Consider the following 19,185-nt stretch of genomic DNA (forward strand, 5'->3'; position numbering starts at 1 on the left):
CCCGACGCTCGCAGCATATGTTCAGCAGTGACGTGTAATATATGAGACGTCCGCCAATCCGGGTGGGCATCACTCACCCGAGGTCCACGTGTCCCGCTCCTCCTCCGCTCCGCGCCGCCGTTTCCGACCCCGCGTTTTGGTCCCCTGTCTGCTCGGGGCGTCCGTCCTGCTGGGCGCTGGAGTCGCGACGATCTCCGCAGCGACGCACGCACTGGGCGTCCGTGATGAACTCGTCGCCGCGCTGCCCGGCCTCGAAGCGGTGCGCGCCGGCGTCGGAGGAGGCGGTGCCGAGGGCGTCGACACCGAGGCTCTGGATCGCGCCGGGCGCGCGGTGGAACGGGCCCTCGAAGCCACCCGGGGCGCCGACTGGTGGATCGCGGAACGCGTTCCCGTCGCCGGGGCCAACTTCGAAGCGGTCCGAACAGCCGTCGAGGCGGCGCACGTGGTCGTCGACGACGTGCTGGAACCGGTCCTCGCCCTGCCGCTCGACGGCCTCGCGGTCGACGGTCGGCTCGACACCGTGCGGCTGGGCGACATCGCCCGCACGTCCGCCCGGGCGCTCGAGCGACTGGAGGAGCAGGTCGCGCGGCTCGACCGCCTCGACCGCTCGGCGCTGCTCCCGCAGGTGTCCACGGCGCTCGACGGCGTCGACGGACCACTGCAGGAGGCCTCGTCGCTCAGCTCCAGCCTGGCGCCGGTGCTCCGCGCGCTGCCCGGGCTGCTGGGAGAGGACGGTCCGCGTGATGTGGCGGTGCTCTTCCAGAACTCGGCGGAGAGCCGTGCACTCGGCGGGATCGCCGGCGCTTCGGTCCTCGTCCACATCGAGGACGGGGTGCTCGACGTGACCCGGACGCTCTCGGCCGCGGACTTCGTGGCCCATGCCGATCCGGTCCTGCCGCTCCCGGCCGACACCGATCAGCTCTATCGGAGTGACGGCTACGCACTCGCCGGCACGTCCATCCACGAGGTGACCTCCCGCCCGGACTTCCCCTACGGAGCGCGGGTGGCGTCCCAGCTGTGGCAGGAGAGCCAGGGGGTCGAGCCCGACCTCATCCTCGCGGTCGACCCGGCCGCGCTCTCCTACCTCCTCCGGGCGACCGGCCCGGTCGCCATCGCCGATGGTTCGGAGATCACGAGCGACACCCTGGTCGGTCGGCTCCTGAACGGCGTCTATCGCGAACACCCGGGCCTCACGGACGAGGCGAACCGCGCTCAGGACGCGACCTTCACCTCCGTAGTGCAGGCGCTCGTCACCCAGCTGCAGAGTGGTGCTGTGGACGTCCCGCAGGCGGTCGAGGCGTGGGCCCAGGCGGTCGAGGAGCATCGGCTGCTCGCCTGGAGCCCCGACCGGGTCGAGGAGCGGGCGCTGGTGCTCGCCGGGGTCGGGGGAGCCCTGCCGGAGCGCTCTGACGGTGGGGTCCCATTCGGCCTGTACCTCGCCGACGCGGTCGGTTCCAAACTCGAGTACTACCTGCAACAGCGGGTGCGCGTCGCTGCGGGCTCCTGTGCTGCAGACGGCACGCGTCCGGTGACCGTCTCCTCCGCGTTCACCAACACGATCGACACCGAGGCGGCGCTCGGCTCGGAGGAGTTCGACTACATCGCGGGGTTCTACGGACGGGAGGGGCTCGAGCGCGGCACGATCCGCCTCCGCATCATGGCCTACGCCCCTGACGACTCCGCGATCCGCGCGGTCCGAGTGGACGGCGTGGAGGCCCCGTACGTCTCGGGGACCGACGACGGACGGCCGGTCGCGTACGCGATCGTGAGCATCCCGCCCGGCGCGACGGTCACGGTCGAGGTGGAGGCGTCGGTCGAAGGTTCGGTCGCGGACGAAGTGGTCTTCGACGGGACCCCGGGGGTGCATCCGGTCGAGGTCGAGAACGCTGTCGACCCCTGCTGAGGAGCGGTCGGGAGGCCGCTGGAACTCCCGAGACTGGGCGGATCCTGACCATCCTGAGATCGCGACACGCCCGGGTTGCACGCATGGTGGATCCGTGGCAAACTAGTCCAGTTCAGTATTTCGGACGAGCGTGCCTGTGCGCGCTCCGGCGGATCACTGCCAGGTAGTGCATAGGAGCTCCCAGACGCGGCAACGCGACAGGGATCGAGCCTAGGCCGCGGGTAGCAGAACACCAATCACTTCATCGCAATCCAGGTCGTAGCAGTGCTGCGCCCGGCCCAGACCACGAGTCGGGGTGGAAGCCGGTGGATGACCACGAGGGTCGCAAGACACGAGTGGTCGTTGACAGCAGAACAGTGGTGCGACACCAGTAGTGCCAATGGCGTGGAGCAACCGAACGTTGCAAAGCGCACGATATGCGTCCAATACGGAGAGATCCGCACGACGCGAGACAGAGAGTGAGTCACACATGGCGGGACAGAAGATCCGCATCCGACTGAAGTCGTATGACCATGAGGTCATCGATACTTCGGCGCGCAAGATCGTCGACACGGTCACCCGTGCAGGCGCAACCGTCGTCGGCCCCGTGCCGCTTCCGACGGAGAAGAACGTGGTCTGCGTGATCCGTTCGCCGCACAAGTACAAGGACAGCCGGGAGCACTTCGAAATGCGCACCCACAAGCGTCTGATCGACATCATCGACCCGACCCCGAAGGCCGTCGACTCGCTCATGCGTCTCGACCTGCCGGCGGACGTCAACATCGAGATCAAGCTCTGAGCTCGGTAGAGACGGAAGGAAGACATGTCTAACACCAAGACCAGCAAGGGTCTGCTCGGCACCAAGCTCGGCATGACCCAGGTATGGGACGAGAACAACAAGCTCGTTCCCGTCACCGTCATCGAGATCACGCCCAACGTGGTCACGCAGGTTCGCACCCCCGAGGTCGACGGCTACGACGCCGTGCAGATCGCGTACGGCCAGATCGATCCCCGCAAGGTCAGCAAGCCTGACGCGGGTCACTTCGACAAGGCCGGCGTGACGCCGCGTCGTCACCTCACCGAGGTCCGCACCGCCGACGCATCCGAGTACTCGCTCGGCCAGGAGCTCACCGTCGACGGTGTCTTCGAGGCCGGCCAGAAGGTCGACGTCGTCGGCACTTCGAAGGGTAAGGGTTTCGCCGGTGTCATGAAGCGTCACAACTTCAAGGGAACGGGCGCCTCTCACGGTGCACACCGCAACCACCGCAAGCCGGGCTCCATCGGCGCCTCCTCGACCCCGAGCCGTGTCTTCAAGGGCATGCGCATGGCCGGTCGTATGGGTGGCGAGCGCGTCACCGTGCTGAACCTCCGGGTTCACGCGATCGACGCCGAGAAGGGCCTGCTGCTCGTCAAGGGTGCCGTTCCCGGCGCTCGTGGCCGCATCGTATTCGTCCGCACCGCAGTGAAGGGAGCGTAGTTCCATGGCTATCGCTACTCTCGACGTGCTCGACACCAAGCTCAAGAAGGCCGGCACCGTCGACCTTCCTGCCGAGGTGTTCGACGTTCAGACCAACATCCCGCTCATCCACCAGGTGGTCGTCGCGCAGCTCGCTGCCGCACGCCAGGGCACGCACAAGACCAAGCGCCGCGGCGAAGTGTCCGGTGCAGGCCGCAAGCCGTTCAAGCAGAAGGGCACGGGTAACGCTCGTCAGGGCTCCATCCGCGCACCTCAGATGACCGGCGGTGGCATCGTCCACGGTCCAGTGCCCCGCAACTACTCGCAGCGCACCCCCAAGAAGATGATCGCCGCAGCCCTGCTCGGTGCCATCTCCGACCGCGCTCGTGGCAGCCGCCTCCACGTCGTCGACTCCCTCTCGTTCGGCGAGAAGCCGTCGACGAAGGTCGTCTCCGAGTACCTGACGAACGTCGCTTCCTCGAAGCACGTCCTGATCGTCCTCCAGCGCGACGACGAGCTCAGCCACCGCAGCGTCCGCAACCTGCAGAACGTGCACGTGCTGTCGTACGACCAGCTGAACGCATACGACGTGCTCGTCTCCGACGACATCGTCTTCACCAAGGCCGCCTTCGAGGCATTCGTCGCCAGCAAGACCGGCGCCAAGGCCGCAACCGAGGAGGTCTCGGCATGACCGCGATCAACAAGGACCCCCGCGACGTCATCTTCGCGCCGGTCGTCTCCGAGAAGAGCTACAGCCTGATCGACGAGGGCAAGTACACCTTCCTCGTCGACCCGCGCTCGAACAAGACCGAGATCAAGCTCGCCATCGAGAAGATCTTCGGTGTCGAGGTCGCTTCGATCAACACCCTCACCCGTCAGGGCAAGACCCGTCGCACCAAGTTCGGTACCGGCAAGCGCAAGGACACCAAGCGCGCCATCGTGTCGCTCAAGTCGGGTTCCATCGACATCTTCACGGCTGTTGGCTAAGACGGCCGGGAACGAAGAGGAATAAGAAATGGCTATTCGTAAGTACAAGCCCACGACTCCTGGTCGTCGCGGTTCGTCTGTCGCGGACTTCGCGGAGATCACCCGTACGACGCCGGAGAAGTCGCTGCTTCGTCCGTTGTCGAAGACCGGTGGTCGCAACAACCAGGGCCGCATCACGACGCGTCACATCGGTGGTGGACACAAGCGCCAGTACCGTCTGATCGACTTCCGTCGCAACGACAAGGACGGCGTCAACGCCAAGGTCGCTCACATCGAGTACGACCCCAACCGCACGGCACGTATCGCGCTGCTCCACTTCGTGGACGGCACCAAGCGCTACATCCTCGCTCCGAACAAGCTGAGCCAGGGCGACATCGTCGAGTCGGGCGCCGGCGCGGACATCAAGCCGGGTAACAACCTGCCCTTGAAGAACATCCCGACCGGTACCGTCATCCACGCGATCGAGCTCCGTCCCGGTGGCGGCGCGAAGATGGCCCGCTCCGCGGGTGCATCGGTGCGTCTCGTCGCGAAGGACGGCCCGTACGCGCAGCTCCGTCTGCCGTCCGGCGAGATCCGCAACGTCGACCTGCGCTGCCGCGCCACCATCGGTGAGGTCGGCAACGCCGAGCAGTCGAACATCAACTGGGGTAAGGCCGGCCGTAAGCGCTGGCTGGGCGTCCGCCCGACCGTCCGTGGTGTCGCGATGAACCCGATCGACCACCCGCACGGTGGTGGTGAGGGCAAGACCTCCGGTGGACGTCACCCGGTCAGCCCGTGGGGCCAGAAGGAAGGCCGCACGCGCCACCCCAACAAGGAAAGCGACAAGCTCATCGTTCGTCGTCGTACCGCCGGCAAGAAGCGTAAGTAGGAGTAAGAGAAGATGCCACGCAGTCTCAAGAAGGGCCCCTTCGTCGACGACCACCTGCTCCGCAAGGTCGTCACGGCGAACGAGGCCAACAACAAGAACGTGATCAAGACCTGGTCGCGTCGATCGATGATCATCCCGGCCATGCTGGGTCACACCATCGCCGTCCACGACGGTCGCAAGCACATCCCGGTGTTCGTCACCGAGACGATGGTCGGGCACAAGCTCGGCGAGTTCGCGCCCACCCGCACCTTCCGTGGACACGTGAAGGACGACAAGAAGGGCCGTCGCCGCTAACGCGGTGACGTGAAGGAGGAAGAGAAATGGTGGAGTCGATCGCCCGCGTGCGACACATCCGCGTCACCCCCCAGAAGGCCCGTCGTGTCGTCGCGCTCATCCGTGGCAAGCAGGCTCAGGAGGCCTTGGCCATCCTGAAGTTCGCACCGCAGAGTGCCAGCGAGCCCATCTACAAGCTCGTTGCCTCGGCCATCGCGAACGCTCGCGTCACGGCCGACAAGGACAACGTGTTCCTGGACGAGCAGGACCTGTACATCGCGAAGGCGTACGTCGATGAGGGTGCAACCCTCAAGCGTTTCCGTCCCCGTGCACAGGGCCGCGCGTTCCGCATCCTCAAGCGCACCAGCCACATCACCGTCGAGCTCTCGACGCCTGATGAGACTGCCGGCGCTGCCAAGGCCAAGAAGGTGAGCAAGTAATGGGTCAGAAAGTCAATCCATACGGCTTCCGTCTGGGAATCACGACCGACCACGTGTCGCGTTGGTTCTCCGACAGCACGAAGAAGGGTCAGCGTTACAGCGACTTCGTCGCGGAAGACGTCAAGATCCGCCGTTTGCTGGCGACCTCGCTCGACCGCGCTGGAGTCAGCCGCATCGAGATCGAGCGAACCCGTGACCGCGTCCGCGTCGACATTCACACCGCCCGTCCGGGCATCGTGATCGGTCGTCGTGGCGCCGAGGCCGAGCGCATCCGTGCCGACCTCGAGAAGCTCACGAAGAAGCAGATCCAGCTGAACATCCTCGAGGTCAAGAACCCCGAGGCCGACGCTCAGCTCGTCGCGCAGGGCATCGCCGAGCAGCTCTCCGCACGTGTGGCCTTCCGCCGCGCGATGCGTAAGGGCCTGCAGGGCGCCCAGCGCACGTCCACCGTCAAGGGTGTCCGTATCCAGGTGTCCGGCCGTCTCGGCGGCGCTGAGATGAGCCGTTCCGAGTTCTACCGCGAAGGCCGTGTGCCGCTGCACACGCTCCGCGCGAACATTGACTACGGCTTCTACGAGGCGAAGACCACGTTCGGCCGCATCGGCGTGAAGGTCTGGATCTACAAGGGCGACATCACCAACAAGGAGCTTGCTCGCGAGCAGGCCAACCAGAAGTCGACGCGTCCCGAGCGCCGTGACGGTGGCGACCGCCCCCGTCGCAACGCCGGTCCGAGCAGCGCCCCCAAGGCAGCTGTCGAGGCGCCCGCCGCCGCAGGAGTTGAGGCATAACCATGTTGATCCCACGCAAAGTCAAGCACCGGAAGCAGCACCACCCCGGCCGTTCCGGCCAGGCCACCGGTGGCACCAAGGTGTCGTTCGGTGAGTACGGCATCCAGGCCCTGACGCCCGCTTACGTGACCAACCGTCAGATCGAGTCCGCTCGTATCGCCATGACGCGTCACATCAAGCGCGGCGGCAAGGTGTGGATCAACATCTACCCCGACCGTCCGCTGACCAAGAAGCCCGCCGAAACCCGCATGGGTTCCGGTAAGGGCTCGCCCGAGTGGTGGGTCGCGAACGTCAAGCCGGGTCGTGTGCTGTTCGAGGTCGCCGGAGTCGATGAGACCCTGGCCCGCGAGGCGCTCACCCGTGCAATCCACAAGCTGCCCCTCAAGGCACGCATCATCAAGCGCGAGGAGGGCGACGCATAATGGCGATCGGATCCAAGGAGCTCACCCCCGTCGAGCTCGACACCTTTGAAGACCAGCGCCTCGTCGAGGAGCTCCGCAAGGCCAAGGAAGAGCTGTTCAACCTGCGCTTCCAGTCGGCCACGGGGCAGCTCGAGAACCACGGCCGCCTGCGTGCCGTGAAGCGCGACATCGCTCGCATCTACACGGTCATCCGTGAGCGCGAGCTCGGCATCCGGGCCACGCCGACCGTCGAGGTCGTCGAGGCCAAGGCCGAGAAGAAGACCAAGAAGGCCAAGGCCGCACCGAAGTCCGAGGACACCGCTGCAGCTGACGCCGAGACCACGAAGGAGGCCTAGACATGGCTACCGCTACTGACAAGGCCCCCGAGGGTCACGAGTCGGCCGAGCACGACGTCAAGGACGCCGCTGCTCGTGGCTACCGCAAGACCCGTCGTGGTCTGGTGACCAGCGACAAGATGGAGAAGACCATCGTCGTCGAGGTCGAGGACCGCGTGAAGCACCCGCTCTACGGCAAGGTCATCCGCCGCACCTCCAAGGTCAAGGCTCACGACGAGGCGAACTCCGCCGGCATCGGCGACCTCGTCCTGATCAGCGAGACCCGCCCGACCAGCGCCACCAAGCGCTGGCGCCTGGTCGAGATTCTCGAGAAGGCCAAGTAGGCCTCGCGGCTTACTGAGAGGAAAGCGAACAATGCTTCAGCAAGAATCACGAGTCAAGGTCGCCGACAACACCGGTGCCAAGGAGCTCCTGACCATTCGTGTGCTCGGCGGCTCCGGCCGTCGCTACGCGGGTCTCGGTGACACCATCGTCGCGACCGTCAAGGACGCGATCCCCGGTGGCAACGTCAAGAAGGGCGACGTCGTCAAGGCGGTCATCGTCCGCACCCGCAAGCAGACCCGTCGTCCCGACGGTTCCTACATCAAGTTCGACGAGAACGCCGCTGTCATCCTGAAGGCTGACGGGGACCCCCGTGGTACCCGCATCTTCGGACCGGTCGGTCGCGAGCTTCGTGACAAGAAGTTCATGAAGATCGTCTCGTTGGCGCCGGAGGTTATCTAAGTCATGGCAAAGATCAAGAAGGGCGACCTGGTTCAGGTCGTCTCCGGCCCGAAGCAGGACCGCGGTGGTTACCGCGGCAAGCAGGGGCGCGTCATCGAGGTCCTGGCGGACAAGAACCGGGTGATCGTGGAGGGCGTCAACTACGTCACGAAGCACTCCCGTGTCGGCCAGACCCAGCGTGGGACGAAGACCGGCGGCATCGAGACCGTCGAGGCTTCGATCCACATCTCCAACGTCGCACTCGTCGACCCGGAGACCAAGGGCCCGACCAAGGTCGGCCACCGCAACGAGGAAGTCACGAAGGACGGCGTCACCAAGACGGTCCGCGTTCGTTACGCCAAGAAGTCAGGTAAGGACCTGTAATGACCGACACAGAAGTGGCGACTGGCAAAATCCAGCCCCGTCTCAAGCAGAAGTACCGCGCTGAGATCCTTCCGCAGCTGCAGAAGGACTTCGGCTTCACGAACGTGCACCAGGTGCCCGGTCTCGTGAAGGTCGTCGTCAACACCGGTGTCGGCGAGGCAGCCCGCGACAGCAAGGTCATCGACGGCGCTGTTTCGGACCTCACCAAGATCACCGGTCAGAAGCCGCAGGTCACCAAGGCACGCAAGTCCATCGCACAGTTCAAGCTGCGCGAGGGTCAGCCCATCGGCGCCCACGTCACGCTTCGTGGCGACCGCGCCTGGGAGTTCCTGGACCGCTTGCTGAGCCTCGCTCTTCCGCGTATCCGCGACTTCCGCGGCCTCTCGGACAAGCAGTTCGACGGCAACGGCAACTACACCTTCGGTCTCCAGGAGCAGTCCATGTTCCACGAGATCGACCAGGACAAGATCGATCGCGTCCGCGGCTTCGACATCACCGTCGTGACCACGGCCAAGAACGACGACGAGGGTCGCGCGCTGCTCAAGGCGCTCGGCTTCCCGTTCAAGGCAGCTGAGTCCAAGTAGGCTGAGCTTCTGCCCGGTCCTCGGTGTATGTCGAGGACCGGGCTTCCGCCCGTTCGGGGCACTCCTGCCCAGAACGGTTCAACCACCACAGGTCGGCACCCTTGCACAGGATGTCGAAACCTGGTGAACAAAGGAAACACTCGATATGACCATGACAGATCCGGTCGCAGACATGCTGACCAGACTGCGCAATGCGAACTCGGCGCACCACGACACCGTGTCGATGCCGCACTCCAAGCTCAAGGTGAACATCGCCGAGATCCTCAAGTCCGAGGGCTACATCTCCGGCTGGGAGGTCGCTGACGCGGCCGTCGGACAGACGCTCTCGCTGAGCCTCAAGTTCGGCCCGAACCGCGAGCGCTCCATCGCCGGCATCAAGCGCGTCTCGAAGCCCGGCCTCCGCGTCTACGCGAAGTCGAACGAGATCCCCAAGGTCCTCGGCGGCCTCGGCGTCGTCATCCTGTCCACCTCCAGCGGACTCCTCACGGACCGCCAGGCCGAGAAGAAGGGCGTGGGTGGGGAAATCCTCGCCTACGTGTGGTAGCCAGTCATGTCTCGTATTGGAAGACTCCCCATCGACATCCCGGCAGGCGTCACCATCGACGTCGCCGGCCAGAACGTCACCGTCAAGGGCCCGAAGGGTGAGCTCTCGCTCGTCGTCGCCAGCCCCATCGAGGTCAAGCTCGAAGACGCACAGCTGCTGGTCACGCGTCCCGACGACGAGCGCAACTCGCGTTCGCTCCACGGCCTGACCCGCACGCTCATCGCGAACCAGATCATCGGCGTCACCCAGGGCTACTCCAAGGGCCTCGAGGTCGTCGGTACCGGTTACCGCGTCGCACAGAAGGGCAGCTCGGTCGAGTTCGCGCTCGGCTTCTCGCACCCCGTCACCGTCGAGCCGCCGGTCGGCATCACGCTGACCGTCGAGGGCAACAACAAGCTCACGGTCGCCGGTATCGACAAGCAGGCCGTCGGCGAGGTCGCCGCCAACATCCGTAAGATCCGCAAGCCCGAGCCGTACAAGGGCAAGGGTGTGCGCTACGCCGGCGAGATCGTGCGTCGCAAGGCCGGAAAGGCTGGTAAGTAACCATGGCTCGTCCAACGAAGACTGCCGCACGTGGCCGTCGCCACGCGCGTCTGCGCAAGAAGGTCGAGGGCACCGCGGTCCGTCCGCGCCTCGTCGTCAACCGTTCAGCCCGTCACGTGTTCGTGCAGGTTGTCGATGACACGAAGGGTCACACCCTCGTCTCCGCCTCGACCATGGAGGACACCCTCCGGACGTTCGACGGCGACAAGACCGCCAAGTCGCGCAAGGTCGGCGAACTCATCGCCGAGCGTGCAAAGGCAGCCGGCATCGAAGATGTCGTATTTGACCGTGGAGGCAACCGCTACGCAGGTCGCGTGGCAGCAATTGCCGATGGTGCTCGAGAGGGCGGATTGAACCTGTGAGCGAAGACAACAAGCAGCTGCAAGAGCCTGTCGCAACCGTGGCCGAGGCCCCGGTCGAGACCGCGGCGTCGACGGCACCGACCGGTGACCGCGAGCCGCGCGAGGCGCGTCGCGGAGGCCGTGAGCGCAACCCGAACCGCGACCGCGGAAGCCGGGACAGCGACAAGAGCCAGTTCCTGGAGCGCGTCGTGACCATCAACCGTGTCTCGAAGGTCGTGAAGGGTGGCCGTCGCTTCAGCTTCACCGCCCTCGTGGTCGTCGGAGACGGCAACGGCATGGTCGGCGTCGGCTACGGCAAGGCCCGCGAAGTGCCCCTCGCGATCGCGAAGGGCGTCGAGGAGGCGAAGAAGAACTTCTTCCGCGTCCCGCGCGTCGGTTCGACCATCCCGCACCCCACCCAGGGTGAGGCGGCAGCCGGTGTGGTGCTCCTGCGCCCCGCCGCCGCCGGTACCGGTGTCATCGCCGGTGGTCCGGTCCGCGCCGTCCTCGAGTGCGCCGGTATCCACGACGTCCTGAGCAAGTCGCTCGGTTCGTCCAACACGATCAACATCGTCCACGCGACCGTCACGGCGCTGAAGCAGCTCGAGGAACCTCGTGCCGTCGCAGCCCGTCGCGGTCTCGAGTTCGACCAGGTCGCTCCGGCCCGTCTGCTCCGCGCAGAGGCAGAGGCCGTTCAGGCGGCCGCTGCTGCGAAGGTAGGTGCCTGATGGCCCAGCTGAGGATCACCCAGATCAAGGGCAGAATTAGTGAGAAGCAGAACCAGCGCGACACGCTTCGCAGCCTGGGTCTCCGTCGCATCGGAGCTGTCGTCGTCCGTCCGGACAACGCACAGAACCGCGGCTACGTGAACACTGTTGCTCACCTCGTACAGGTTGAGGAGATCGACTAATGGCTGACAAGAACGAAACCACTGAGGAGAAGGCCCCCAAGGCCGCTGCGAAGGCAGCTCCGAAGACGGCCGCTCCGAAGTCCGAGCCGAAGGCGAAGGCGGCCCCCAAGGCTGCTGCTGCCAAGAAGCCCGCGACGGACGAGCCCGCCGAGAAGCGCGAGCAGGTCCTGAAGGTCCACCACCTCCGTCCCGCCGCTGGTGCCAAGAAGGCCCGGATGCGCGTCGGTCGCGGTGAGGCGTCCAAGGGTAAGACCGCTGGTCGCGGTACCAAGGGTACGAAGGCCCGGTACAACGTCAAGGTCGGCTTCGAGGGTGGGCAGATGCCGCTGCACATGCGCACCCCGAAGCTCCGTGGCTTCAAGAACCCCTTCCGCGTCGAGTACCAGGTCGTGAACCTGGAGAAGCTCGCCGAGCTGTACCCCAAGGGTGGCGACGTCACCACGGTCGACCTCGTCGCCAAGGGTGCCGTCCGGAAGAACGAGAAGGTCAAGGTTCTCGGAAACGGTGACATCTCGGTTAAGCTGAATGTCGCGGTCGACAAGGTCTCCGGCTCAGCTGAGCAGAAGATCGTGGCAGCCGGGGGCAGCGTCAAGTAGCCCTCGGCCGGCTCCGCACAGGAGCTCACTCGGGTGGCCGGCATCATGCCGGTCACCCGGGCCGACCCCGCACCATCCCACAGGAGGCCCCTTTTGTTCACCGCCATCGGCCGGATCTTCCGGACCCCGGATCTTCGTCGGAAGATCGGGTTCACACTCGGAATCATCGCCATCTACCGGCTCGGGTCCTTCATCCCAGCTCCGTTCGTGAACTTCCCGAACGTGCAGCAGTGCCTCGCGAACCAGCAGGCAGCCGGAGCTTCGGGCCTCTACGAGCTCGTCAACCTCTTCAGCGGTGGCGCGCTCCTCCAACTCTCCATCTTCGCGTTGGGCATCATGCCCTACATCACCGCGTCGATCATCGTCCAGCTGCTCCGCGTGGTCATCCCGCACTTCGAGACGCTGCACAAGGAAGGCCAGTCCGGCCAGGGCAAGCTGACGCAGTACACCCGCTACCTGACCATCTTCCTCGGCATCCTCCAGTCGACGACGCTGATCACGGTCGCGAAGAGCGGTGCACTGTTCGGCAACCAGGGCGGCGTCTGCGCCGACCTCATCACCGCCCAGGGCGGCACCTGGTACGGCATGCTCCTCATGGTCGTCACCATGACCGCCGGCACCGGCCTCGTCATGTGGATGGCCGAGCTCGTCACCGAGCGTGGTGTCGGCAACGGCATGTCCCTCCTCATCTTCACCTCCATCGCCGCGACCTTCCCCGGTTCGCTCGCCGCCATCTGGACCGCGAAGGGACCGGAGGTCTTCCTCCTCGTCCTCGCCGTCGGGCTGGTGATCGTCGGGCTCGTCGTGTTCGTCGAACAGTCGCAGCGTCGAATCCCGGTGCAGTACGCGAAGCGCATGGTCGGACGCCGCACCTACGGTGGCAACAACACCTACATCCCCATCAAGGTCAACATGGCCGGTGTGGTGCCCGTCATCTTCGCGTCGTCGATCCTGTACCTGCCGGCCCTCATCGCGCAGTTCAATCAGCCGACGACCGGTACGCCGGCGCCGTGGGTCCTCTGGATCCAGCAGTACCTCACCAAGGGTGACCACCCGTTGTACATGCTCATGTACTTCCTGCTCATCGTCGGGTTCACCTACTTCTACGTCGCGATCACCTTCAACCCGGAAGAGGTCGCCGACAACATGAAGAAGTACGGCGGATTCATCCCCGGGATCCGTGCCGGGCGTCCGACGGCCGAGTACCTCGACTACGTCCTGACGCGCGTGACCCTTCCCGGATCCATCTATCTGGGGTTGATCGCGCTCCTCCCGCTCATCGCCCTGGCGCTCGTCGGCGCGAACGCGAACTTCCCCTTCGGTGGCGCATCGATCCTCATCATCGTGGGCGTCGGTCTCGAGACGGTGAAGCAGATCGACTCGCAACTCCAGCAGCGCCACTACGAAGGACTCCTGCGTTGAGCGCGGCGTCCGGAAAGCCCCGCCTGCTCATCGTCGGTCCTCCCGGGTCCGGCAAGGGCACGCAGGCGGCCTTCCTCTCGGAGCGTTTCGGCATCCCCGCGATCTCGACCGGAGACATCTTCCGCGCGAACATCAAGGGCGGTACACCGCTCGGCAAGCAGGTCCAGGAGCTCGTCCGTGGGGGCGGGTACGTCCCGGACTCGCTGACCAACGAGATCGTCCGCGACCGTCTGCACCAGCCGGACGCCCTCGACGGGTTCCTGCTCGACGGCTATCCCCGCACGACCGACCAGGTCGTCGCGCTCGACGCGCTCCTCGCTGAGAACGGCACGAGCCTCGACGCGGTCGTGCAGTTGCAGGCGGAGACCGAGGAAGTCGTCGTCCGGCTGCTGAAGCGTGCCGAAGCGGAGGGCCGCCCGGACGACACCGAAGAGGTCATCCGCCACCGGCTCGAGCTGTACGCGAAGGAGACCGCTCCGCTGATCGAGGTCTTCACGGCGCGCGGTCTCGTCGTCGCCGTGGACGGACTCGGCGAGGTGTCCGAGGTGACTGCGCGGATCGATGCCGCGCTGGCAGCTCGCGGCATCATCGTGCCCGCCGTCTGACGCGGAACACCTCCACCACGGTGTTCCGGAAGTCGATCTACAAGACGCCTGAGCAGATCCGCGCGATGATCGCGCCGGGGCTCGCCACGGCGGCGTCGCTCGATGCGGTCCGCGAACGGATCGCCCCTGGAGTCACGACCCTGCAGCTCGACGCGGTTGCCGAAGCGGCGATCATCGCAGCCGGTGGCCACTCCAATTTCAAGCTCGTCCCGGGATACCGGCACACGGTCTGCACTTCGGTGAACGATGACGTCGTGCACGGGATCCCCGGCGTCAGGGTCCTCGGCCCCGGCGACATCGTCTCGGTCGACAGCGGTGCGGAGATCGATGGCTGGAACGGCGACTCGGCGATGACCGTCGTCCTGCCCGACCCGACTCGGCCGGACCTCGTCGCCGAGCGAGAGCGGCTGTCGGCCGTGACCGAAGGGTCGCTGTGGGCGGGCGTCGCCGAGCTCGCGACCGCGCGGCACCTCAACCAGGTCGGCGCGGCCATCGAGGAGTACGTCGAGGACCACGCCCCTGAAGGACGTCCGTACGGCATCCTCACCGACTACGTGGGTCATGGCATCGGTCGCACGATGCACGAGGCGCCGCCTGTCTTCAACTACCGTGTCCGCCAGCGAGGTCCCGAGGTGAAGCCCGGACTCGTCGTGGCCATCGAGCCGATGGTGGTGGCGGGAAGCCCAGACACCTTCGTCCGCGACGACGAATGGACCGTCGCGACGCTCGACGGTGCTGTCGCCGCGCACTGGGAGCACAGTGTGGCCGTGCACCGCGACGGGATCTGGGTGCTGACGGCGACTGACGGCGGCGCCGCGGCACTGGCCGCGTTCGGTGTCACGCCGGTCCGCCCCGCCTGACCACCGCGCCGCCGTGCGCCGGCTCCACCACCGGTAGAGTTGCTCGTCATGAGTGTTCCGATCGTGTTCCTGCTCGACGTCCTGCCCGCAGACGCCATCGTCGACGAGGCGACGCTCGAGGCGTCGATCACCTCCGGCGGGGACGGCTCGCACGTCTTGAGCGTCTTCGATCTGGGACCCGCACGCGGTGACGGCATCTTCGAGACGATCGGTGTGGTCGGGCGCCACGCGCAGTCGGTCGAGGCGCACCTCGCCCGGCTGACCGAATCGGCAGCCATCCTGGACCTGCCCGCGCCGAACCACGCGCAGTGGCGGTCCGCCGTCGATCGCGCGGTCGCAGCACTTCCGGAAGCAGAACAGAGCGCCGTGCGTCTGGTCCTGACGCGGGGGAGCGGTGAGCGCCCCACGGCCTGGGTCTCGGCGACGCCGGCCAGTGGATTCCCTGAACGCGAGACCGGGATAGAGGTCGTGCTCCTGGATCGTGGCCTGTCGAGTGACGTCCAGGAACGGTCACCCTGGCTGCTCGCCGGGGCGAAGACGCTTTCGTACGCGGTCAACATGGCGGCCCTCCGCGAGGCGCACCGTCGCGGGGCGGACGACGTGCTCTTCGTGAGCAGCGACGGGTTCGTGCTCGAGGGGCCGACCTCGACCGTGGTCGTCCGGATCGGGGGCACCTTCGTCACGCCGCCCGCGTCGAGCGGCATCCTCCCCGGCACCACGCAACTCGCGCTCTGGGAGTACCTCGAAGCCGAGGGACACCCGTACGAACACCGCATGCTGACCCCCGACGACGTGATGCAGGCCGATGCGGTGTGGTTGCTGTCGAGCGTGCGGCTGGCCGCCCCCGTCGCAGTCGTCGACGGACGGCCGGTCGGCATCGACCGAGGACTCACGGCGGAGCTGAACGCCGCCCTCCTCGCGCGGACCGAGTGACGACGAGCACCTCTCGACGTTGAGTTGGTGAAACGCCGAAACATAGCATAGAATCGATCTTTGGTGCTTTCTGCATGCCTTCGGCGAGCCGACATCCGCACCGCAATCCATCCGCACGACCAGTGCGACTCAACCTGAGCGACAGTGAGGCTATGGCCAAAAAAGACGGCGTCATCGAGATCGAGGGCCAAGTGGTCGAGGCTCTGCCCAACGCGATGTTCCGCGTTGAGCTGACCAACGGACACAAGGTACTTGCCCACATTTCGGGCAAAATGCGTCAGCACTACATCCGCATCCTCCCAGAGGACCGCGTGATCGTGGAACTGACCCCCTACGACCTGACCCGTGGTCGGATCGTCTACCGCTACAAGTAGGTCGCGCTGTAAGTAACGGCCGGACGCGCCGCCACCAACCGGTGTCGGGCCCCGGCACGACGACAGCGAAAAGAGAGAACTATGAAGGTCAAGCCCAGCGTCAAGAAGATCTGCGACAAGTGCAAGGTCATCCGTCGCAACGGCCGCGTCATGGTCATCTGCGAGAACCCGCGCCACAAGCAGCGCCAGGGTTGATCTCAGAGGACCTGCAGCACGCAGCCCTGAGCACCACAGCAACACCCCTCTAACGGCAGTTCCACATCCTGCAACGCGCAAGCGCGGCGGGGGACACCTCGGGTCGGAGGCCCGAGCACCGGAACTGCTCCACACCTCCACAACTCCTAGGAGAAGCCACCATGGCACGTCTCGCCGGCGTAGACATCCCACGCGACAAGCGCGTGGAAGTTGCACTGACGTACATCTACGGTGTTGGCCGCACGCGGTCACTCAAGACCCTCGCCGACACCGGCATCAGCGGAGACATCCGCGTGAAGGATCTCACCGATGACCAGCTGATCGCCCTGCGCGATTACATCGAGGGCACCTTCAAGGTCGAGGGTGACCTCCGCCGTGAGGTCGCCGCCGACATCCGCCGCAAGGTGGAGATCGGGTCCTACCAGGGCATCCGTCACCGTCGTGGCCTTCCGGTCCACGGCCAGCGCACCAAGACCAACGCGCGCACCCGCAAGGGCCCGAAGCGCACCGTCGCCGGCAAGAAGAAGGCCCGCTAGGCCCCGCCTAGTCGCCTCGTCATAGGACTCAGGAGATATTCATGGCAGCACCAAAGTCGGCCGTTCGGAAGCCGCGTAAGAAGGAAAAGAAGAACATCGCCGTGGGCCAGGCCCACATCAAGTCGACGTTCAACAACACGATCGTCTCGATCACCGACCCCTCGGGCGCGGTCATCAGCTGGGCGTCGTCCGGTGGCGTCGGCTTCAAGGGTTCGCGCAAGTCGACCCCGTTCGCCGCACAGCTCGCCGCCGAGTCGGCTGCGCGTCAGGCGCAGGAGCACGGCATGAAGAAGGTCGACGTGTTCGTCAAGGGACCGGGCTCCGGCCGCGAGACCGCGATCCGTTCGCTCCAGGCCGCAGGCCTCGAGGTCGGTTCGATCAACGACGTCACGCCTCAGGCACACAACGGTTGCCGCCCCCCGAAGCGTCGCCGCGTCTAATTCCTTCGGTTCACCGGCCGTGATCCGTCCGTAGCGATCATCTGATCGCCGCGGACGGATCACGGCATGGTCCTGGTGACCAGGGCCAGCGAACACAATTCAATACCTCGCCAACGCAAGTGTCATATAGCGGACACTTAGCCGAAAGGAATCCATAGTGCTCATCGCACAGCGCCCTACGCTCACCGAAGAATCCATCTCGGAGTTCCGCAGCCGGTTCATCATCGAGCCGCTCGAGCCAGGCTTCGGGTACACCCTCGGGAACTCGCTCCGTCGCACCCTGCTGTCGTCCATCCCGGGTGCCGCAGTCACGAGCATCCGCATCGACGGTGTGCTGCACGAGTTCAGCACCATCCCCGGTGTCAAGGAAGACGTCACCGAGATCATCCTGAACATCAAGGGTCTCGTCGTCTCCAGCGAGCACGACGAGCCGATCACGGCGTACCTCCGCAAGACCGGCGCAGGCCAGGTCACCGCGGCCGACATCTCGGCTCCGGCCGGTGTCGAGGTCCACAACCCGGACCTGGTCATCGCGACGCTCAACGACAAGGCGAAGTTCGAGCTCGAGCTCACGATCGAGCGTGGCCGTGGCTACGTCTCGGCGACGCAGAACCGCAACGAGTTCAGCGAAGCCGGTCAGATCCCCGTCGACTCGATCTACTCGCCCGTGCTCAAGGTTACCTACCGCGTCGAGGCGACTCGTGCCGGTGAGCGCACCGACTTCGACCGCCTGGTCGTCGACGTGGAGTCGAAGCCGGCTATCACGCCGCGCGACGCCATCGCGTCGGCCGGTCGCACGCTGACCGAGCTGTTCGGTCTGGCCCGCGAGCTCAACACCGCCGCAGAGGGCATCGAGATCGGCCCCGCGCCGGTCGACGCCGTGCTGCCCGGCGAGCTCTCGATCCCGATCGAGGACCTCGACCTCTCCGTGCGCTCGTACAACTGCCTCAAGCGTGAGGGCATCAACAACGTCAGCGAGCTCGTCGCGCTGTCGGAGACGCAGCTCATGAACATCCGCAACTTCGGTCAGAAGTCGGTGGATGAGGTTCGCGACAAGCTCACCGAAATGGGCCTCTCGCTGAAGGACTCGGTCCCCGGGTTCGACGGCGCCCACTTCTACAGCGGCTACGACGACGAGACCGTCTCCTAGCTCGCGATCCACCTGACGACTTTCCAACCTGAAGAGAGACAAGAATGCCTACTCCCACCAAGGGACCCCGCCTCGGAGGCGGCCCCGCTCACGAGCGTCTGCTGCTCGCCAACCTCGCTGCTGCGCTGTTCACCCACAAGCGCATCCAGACCACCGAGACCAAGGCGAAGCGTCTTCGTCCGCTCGCTGAGCGCCTGATCACCTTCGCGAAGCGTGGCGACCTGCACGCCCGCCGTCGGGTGCTCGCGACCATCACCGACAAGAGCGTCGTCCACGAGCTCTTCACGGAGATCGCTCCGCTCGTCGCCGACCGTCAGGGCGGCTACACGCGCATCATCAAGACCGGCTACCGCAAGGGCGACAACGCTCCGATGGCCGTGATCGAGCTCGTCCTCGAGCCCGTCACGCCGAAGGCGAAGCCGGCCAAGCAGTCGGCGAAGCACGCTGCAGCGCCGGTCGACGAGGCTCCGGCCGAGGAGACGCCCGCTGCCGCCGAGGCCGAGGTCGAGGCTGCTGAGGCAGTCGAGGCCACGGAGACCGACGGCGAGTCGGTCGACGCCGGCGAGACCACCGACGAGGCTCCCGCGAAGGACGCCAAGTAGGTTCGGCACCACA

31 protein-coding genes are annotated in these 19,185 nt (G+C 65.8%); all 31 read left to right on the top strand.

Annotated elements, in window-relative coordinates; genetic code table 11:
- Positions 1–136 precede the first annotated feature (136 nt).
- Positions 137–1,903: a DUF4012 domain-containing protein gene (locus ITJ57_RS06115; protein ID WP_194669305.1), complete on the top strand. Its 1,767-nt coding sequence runs from the start codon at positions 137–139 to the stop codon at positions 1,901–1,903.
- Between the two features lie 469 nt (positions 1,904–2,372).
- Positions 2,373–2,681 (top strand): 30S ribosomal protein S10, encoded by a 309-nt coding sequence (gene rpsJ, locus ITJ57_RS06120; RefSeq protein WP_005050520.1) that lies wholly within the window; start codon positions 2,373–2,375, stop codon positions 2,679–2,681.
- A 24-nt stretch (positions 2,682–2,705) separates the two neighbouring features.
- Positions 2,706–3,359: a 50S ribosomal protein L3 gene (rplC, locus tag ITJ57_RS06125; protein ID WP_056008154.1), complete on the top strand. Its 654-nt coding sequence runs from the start codon at positions 2,706–2,708 to the stop codon at positions 3,357–3,359.
- A gap of 4 nt (positions 3,360–3,363) precedes the next feature.
- Complete coding sequence (gene rplD / locus ITJ57_RS06130; RefSeq protein WP_194669306.1) at positions 3,364–4,029, top strand: 50S ribosomal protein L4; 666 nt, start codon at positions 3,364–3,366, stop codon at positions 4,027–4,029.
- The gene (gene rplW / locus ITJ57_RS06135; protein ID WP_056008147.1) at positions 4,026–4,325 is read left to right on the top strand and encodes a 50S ribosomal protein L23; all 300 of its coding nucleotides are present in this window, start codon (positions 4,026–4,028) and stop codon (positions 4,323–4,325) included. The genes rplD and rplW overlap by 4 nt, the downstream gene beginning before the upstream one ends.
- Before the next feature lie 28 nt (positions 4,326–4,353).
- Complete coding sequence (gene rplB, locus ITJ57_RS06140) at positions 4,354–5,193, top strand: 50S ribosomal protein L2 (protein ID WP_056008143.1); 840 nt, start codon at positions 4,354–4,356, stop codon at positions 5,191–5,193.
- Positions 5,194–5,205: 12 nt separating this feature from the next.
- Complete coding sequence (gene rpsS, locus ITJ57_RS06145; RefSeq protein WP_064296700.1) at positions 5,206–5,487, top strand: 30S ribosomal protein S19; 282 nt, start codon at positions 5,206–5,208, stop codon at positions 5,485–5,487.
- A gap of 26 nt (positions 5,488–5,513) precedes the next feature.
- Positions 5,514–5,906: a 50S ribosomal protein L22 gene (gene rplV / locus ITJ57_RS06150; RefSeq protein WP_056008137.1), complete on the top strand. Its 393-nt coding sequence runs from the start codon at positions 5,514–5,516 to the stop codon at positions 5,904–5,906.
- A complete protein-coding gene (rpsC, locus tag ITJ57_RS06155) occupies positions 5,906–6,694 on the top strand; it encodes a 30S ribosomal protein S3 (RefSeq protein ID WP_056008134.1) in 789 nt (262 codons plus the stop codon). Before rplV ends, rpsC begins: the two co-directional genes overlap by 1 nt.
- Positions 6,695–6,696: 2 nt before the next feature.
- Positions 6,697–7,116 carry a 50S ribosomal protein L16 gene (gene rplP, locus ITJ57_RS06160; RefSeq protein ID WP_056008131.1) on the top strand — a complete coding sequence of 140 codons (420 nt, stop codon included), beginning with the start codon at positions 6,697–6,699 and terminating at the stop codon, positions 7,114–7,116.
- Positions 7,116–7,451 (top strand): 50S ribosomal protein L29, encoded by a 336-nt coding sequence (rpmC, locus tag ITJ57_RS06165; RefSeq protein WP_056008128.1) that lies wholly within the window; start codon positions 7,116–7,118, stop codon positions 7,449–7,451. Before rplP ends, rpmC begins: the two co-directional genes overlap by 1 nt.
- Positions 7,452–7,453: 2 nt before the next feature.
- The gene (gene rpsQ, locus ITJ57_RS06170) at positions 7,454–7,774 is read left to right on the top strand and encodes a 30S ribosomal protein S17 (protein WP_056008125.1); all 321 of its coding nucleotides are present in this window, start codon (positions 7,454–7,456) and stop codon (positions 7,772–7,774) included.
- Between the two features lie 31 nt (positions 7,775–7,805).
- Complete coding sequence (gene rplN, locus ITJ57_RS06175; RefSeq protein WP_056008123.1) at positions 7,806–8,174, top strand: 50S ribosomal protein L14; 369 nt, start codon at positions 7,806–7,808, stop codon at positions 8,172–8,174.
- Positions 8,175–8,177: 3 nt separating this feature from the next.
- The gene (rplX, locus tag ITJ57_RS06180; RefSeq protein ID WP_056008121.1) at positions 8,178–8,537 is read left to right on the top strand and encodes a 50S ribosomal protein L24; all 360 of its coding nucleotides are present in this window, start codon (positions 8,178–8,180) and stop codon (positions 8,535–8,537) included.
- Positions 8,537–9,121, top strand: coding sequence for a 50S ribosomal protein L5 (gene rplE, locus ITJ57_RS06185; RefSeq protein ID WP_056008119.1), 585 nt, complete (start codon positions 8,537–8,539; stop codon positions 9,119–9,121). The genes rplX and rplE overlap by 1 nt, the downstream gene beginning before the upstream one ends.
- Before the next feature lie 145 nt (positions 9,122–9,266).
- Positions 9,267–9,665: a 30S ribosomal protein S8 gene (gene rpsH, locus ITJ57_RS06190; RefSeq protein ID WP_056008118.1), complete on the top strand. Its 399-nt coding sequence runs from the start codon at positions 9,267–9,269 to the stop codon at positions 9,663–9,665.
- 6 nt (positions 9,666–9,671) lie between these two features.
- Positions 9,672–10,208 carry a 50S ribosomal protein L6 gene (gene rplF, locus ITJ57_RS06195; protein WP_194669307.1) on the top strand — a complete coding sequence of 179 codons (537 nt, stop codon included), beginning with the start codon at positions 9,672–9,674 and terminating at the stop codon, positions 10,206–10,208.
- A gap of 2 nt (positions 10,209–10,210) precedes the next feature.
- Positions 10,211–10,570: a 50S ribosomal protein L18 gene (gene rplR, locus ITJ57_RS06200; RefSeq protein WP_056008110.1), complete on the top strand. Its 360-nt coding sequence runs from the start codon at positions 10,211–10,213 to the stop codon at positions 10,568–10,570.
- Complete coding sequence (gene rpsE / locus ITJ57_RS06205; protein WP_056008107.1) at positions 10,567–11,277, top strand: 30S ribosomal protein S5; 711 nt, start codon at positions 10,567–10,569, stop codon at positions 11,275–11,277. The genes rplR and rpsE overlap by 4 nt, the downstream gene beginning before the upstream one ends.
- Positions 11,277–11,459: a 50S ribosomal protein L30 gene (gene rpmD / locus ITJ57_RS06210; RefSeq protein ID WP_079001710.1), complete on the top strand. Its 183-nt coding sequence runs from the start codon at positions 11,277–11,279 to the stop codon at positions 11,457–11,459. Before rpsE ends, rpmD begins: the two co-directional genes overlap by 1 nt.
- The gene (rplO, locus tag ITJ57_RS06215; RefSeq protein WP_228506518.1) at positions 11,459–12,055 is read left to right on the top strand and encodes a 50S ribosomal protein L15; all 597 of its coding nucleotides are present in this window, start codon (positions 11,459–11,461) and stop codon (positions 12,053–12,055) included. Before rpmD ends, rplO begins: the two co-directional genes overlap by 1 nt.
- A gap of 93 nt (positions 12,056–12,148) precedes the next feature.
- Entirely contained in the window at positions 12,149–13,477 is a 1,329-nt protein-coding gene (gene secY, locus ITJ57_RS06220; protein ID WP_056008105.1) for a preprotein translocase subunit SecY, read from the top strand.
- Positions 13,474–14,082 (top strand): adenylate kinase, encoded by a 609-nt coding sequence (locus ITJ57_RS06225; protein ID WP_194669308.1) that lies wholly within the window; start codon positions 13,474–13,476, stop codon positions 14,080–14,082. Before secY ends, ITJ57_RS06225 begins: the two co-directional genes overlap by 4 nt.
- Positions 14,083–14,102: 20 nt before the next feature.
- Positions 14,103–14,942, top strand: coding sequence for a type I methionyl aminopeptidase (gene map, locus ITJ57_RS06230; RefSeq protein WP_194669309.1), 840 nt, complete (start codon positions 14,103–14,105; stop codon positions 14,940–14,942).
- A 48-nt stretch (positions 14,943–14,990) separates the two neighbouring features.
- The gene (locus ITJ57_RS06235) at positions 14,991–15,875 is read left to right on the top strand and encodes an aminotransferase class IV (RefSeq protein WP_194669310.1); all 885 of its coding nucleotides are present in this window, start codon (positions 14,991–14,993) and stop codon (positions 15,873–15,875) included.
- Positions 15,876–16,027: 152 nt separating this feature from the next.
- Positions 16,028–16,249 (top strand): translation initiation factor IF-1, encoded by a 222-nt coding sequence (infA, locus tag ITJ57_RS06240; protein WP_017885304.1) that lies wholly within the window; start codon positions 16,028–16,030, stop codon positions 16,247–16,249.
- 81 nt (positions 16,250–16,330) lie between these two features.
- The gene (rpmJ, locus tag ITJ57_RS06245; protein ID WP_021759549.1) at positions 16,331–16,444 is read left to right on the top strand and encodes a 50S ribosomal protein L36; all 114 of its coding nucleotides are present in this window, start codon (positions 16,331–16,333) and stop codon (positions 16,442–16,444) included.
- A gap of 161 nt (positions 16,445–16,605) precedes the next feature.
- Positions 16,606–16,980, top strand: a complete 375-nt coding sequence (gene rpsM, locus ITJ57_RS06250) for a 30S ribosomal protein S13 (protein WP_056008097.1) — start codon at positions 16,606–16,608, stop codon at positions 16,978–16,980.
- A gap of 41 nt (positions 16,981–17,021) precedes the next feature.
- On the top strand, positions 17,022–17,420 hold the full coding sequence (rpsK, locus tag ITJ57_RS06255; protein WP_056008094.1) for a 30S ribosomal protein S11: 399 nt from the start codon (positions 17,022–17,024) through the stop codon (positions 17,418–17,420).
- Positions 17,421–17,577: 157 nt separating this feature from the next.
- Entirely contained in the window at positions 17,578–18,570 is a 993-nt protein-coding gene (locus ITJ57_RS06260; protein WP_056008091.1) for a DNA-directed RNA polymerase subunit alpha, read from the top strand.
- Between the two features lie 44 nt (positions 18,571–18,614).
- On the top strand, positions 18,615–19,172 hold the full coding sequence (gene rplQ, locus ITJ57_RS06265; RefSeq protein ID WP_056778745.1) for a 50S ribosomal protein L17: 558 nt from the start codon (positions 18,615–18,617) through the stop codon (positions 19,170–19,172).
- The last annotated feature ends 13 nt before the right edge of the window (positions 19,173–19,185 follow it).

The sequence above is a fragment of the Plantibacter sp. VKM Ac-2880 genome, from assembly GCF_015351235.1.
In the GTDB taxonomy this organism is placed as follows: Bacteria; Actinomycetota; Actinomycetes; order Actinomycetales; family Microbacteriaceae; genus Plantibacter.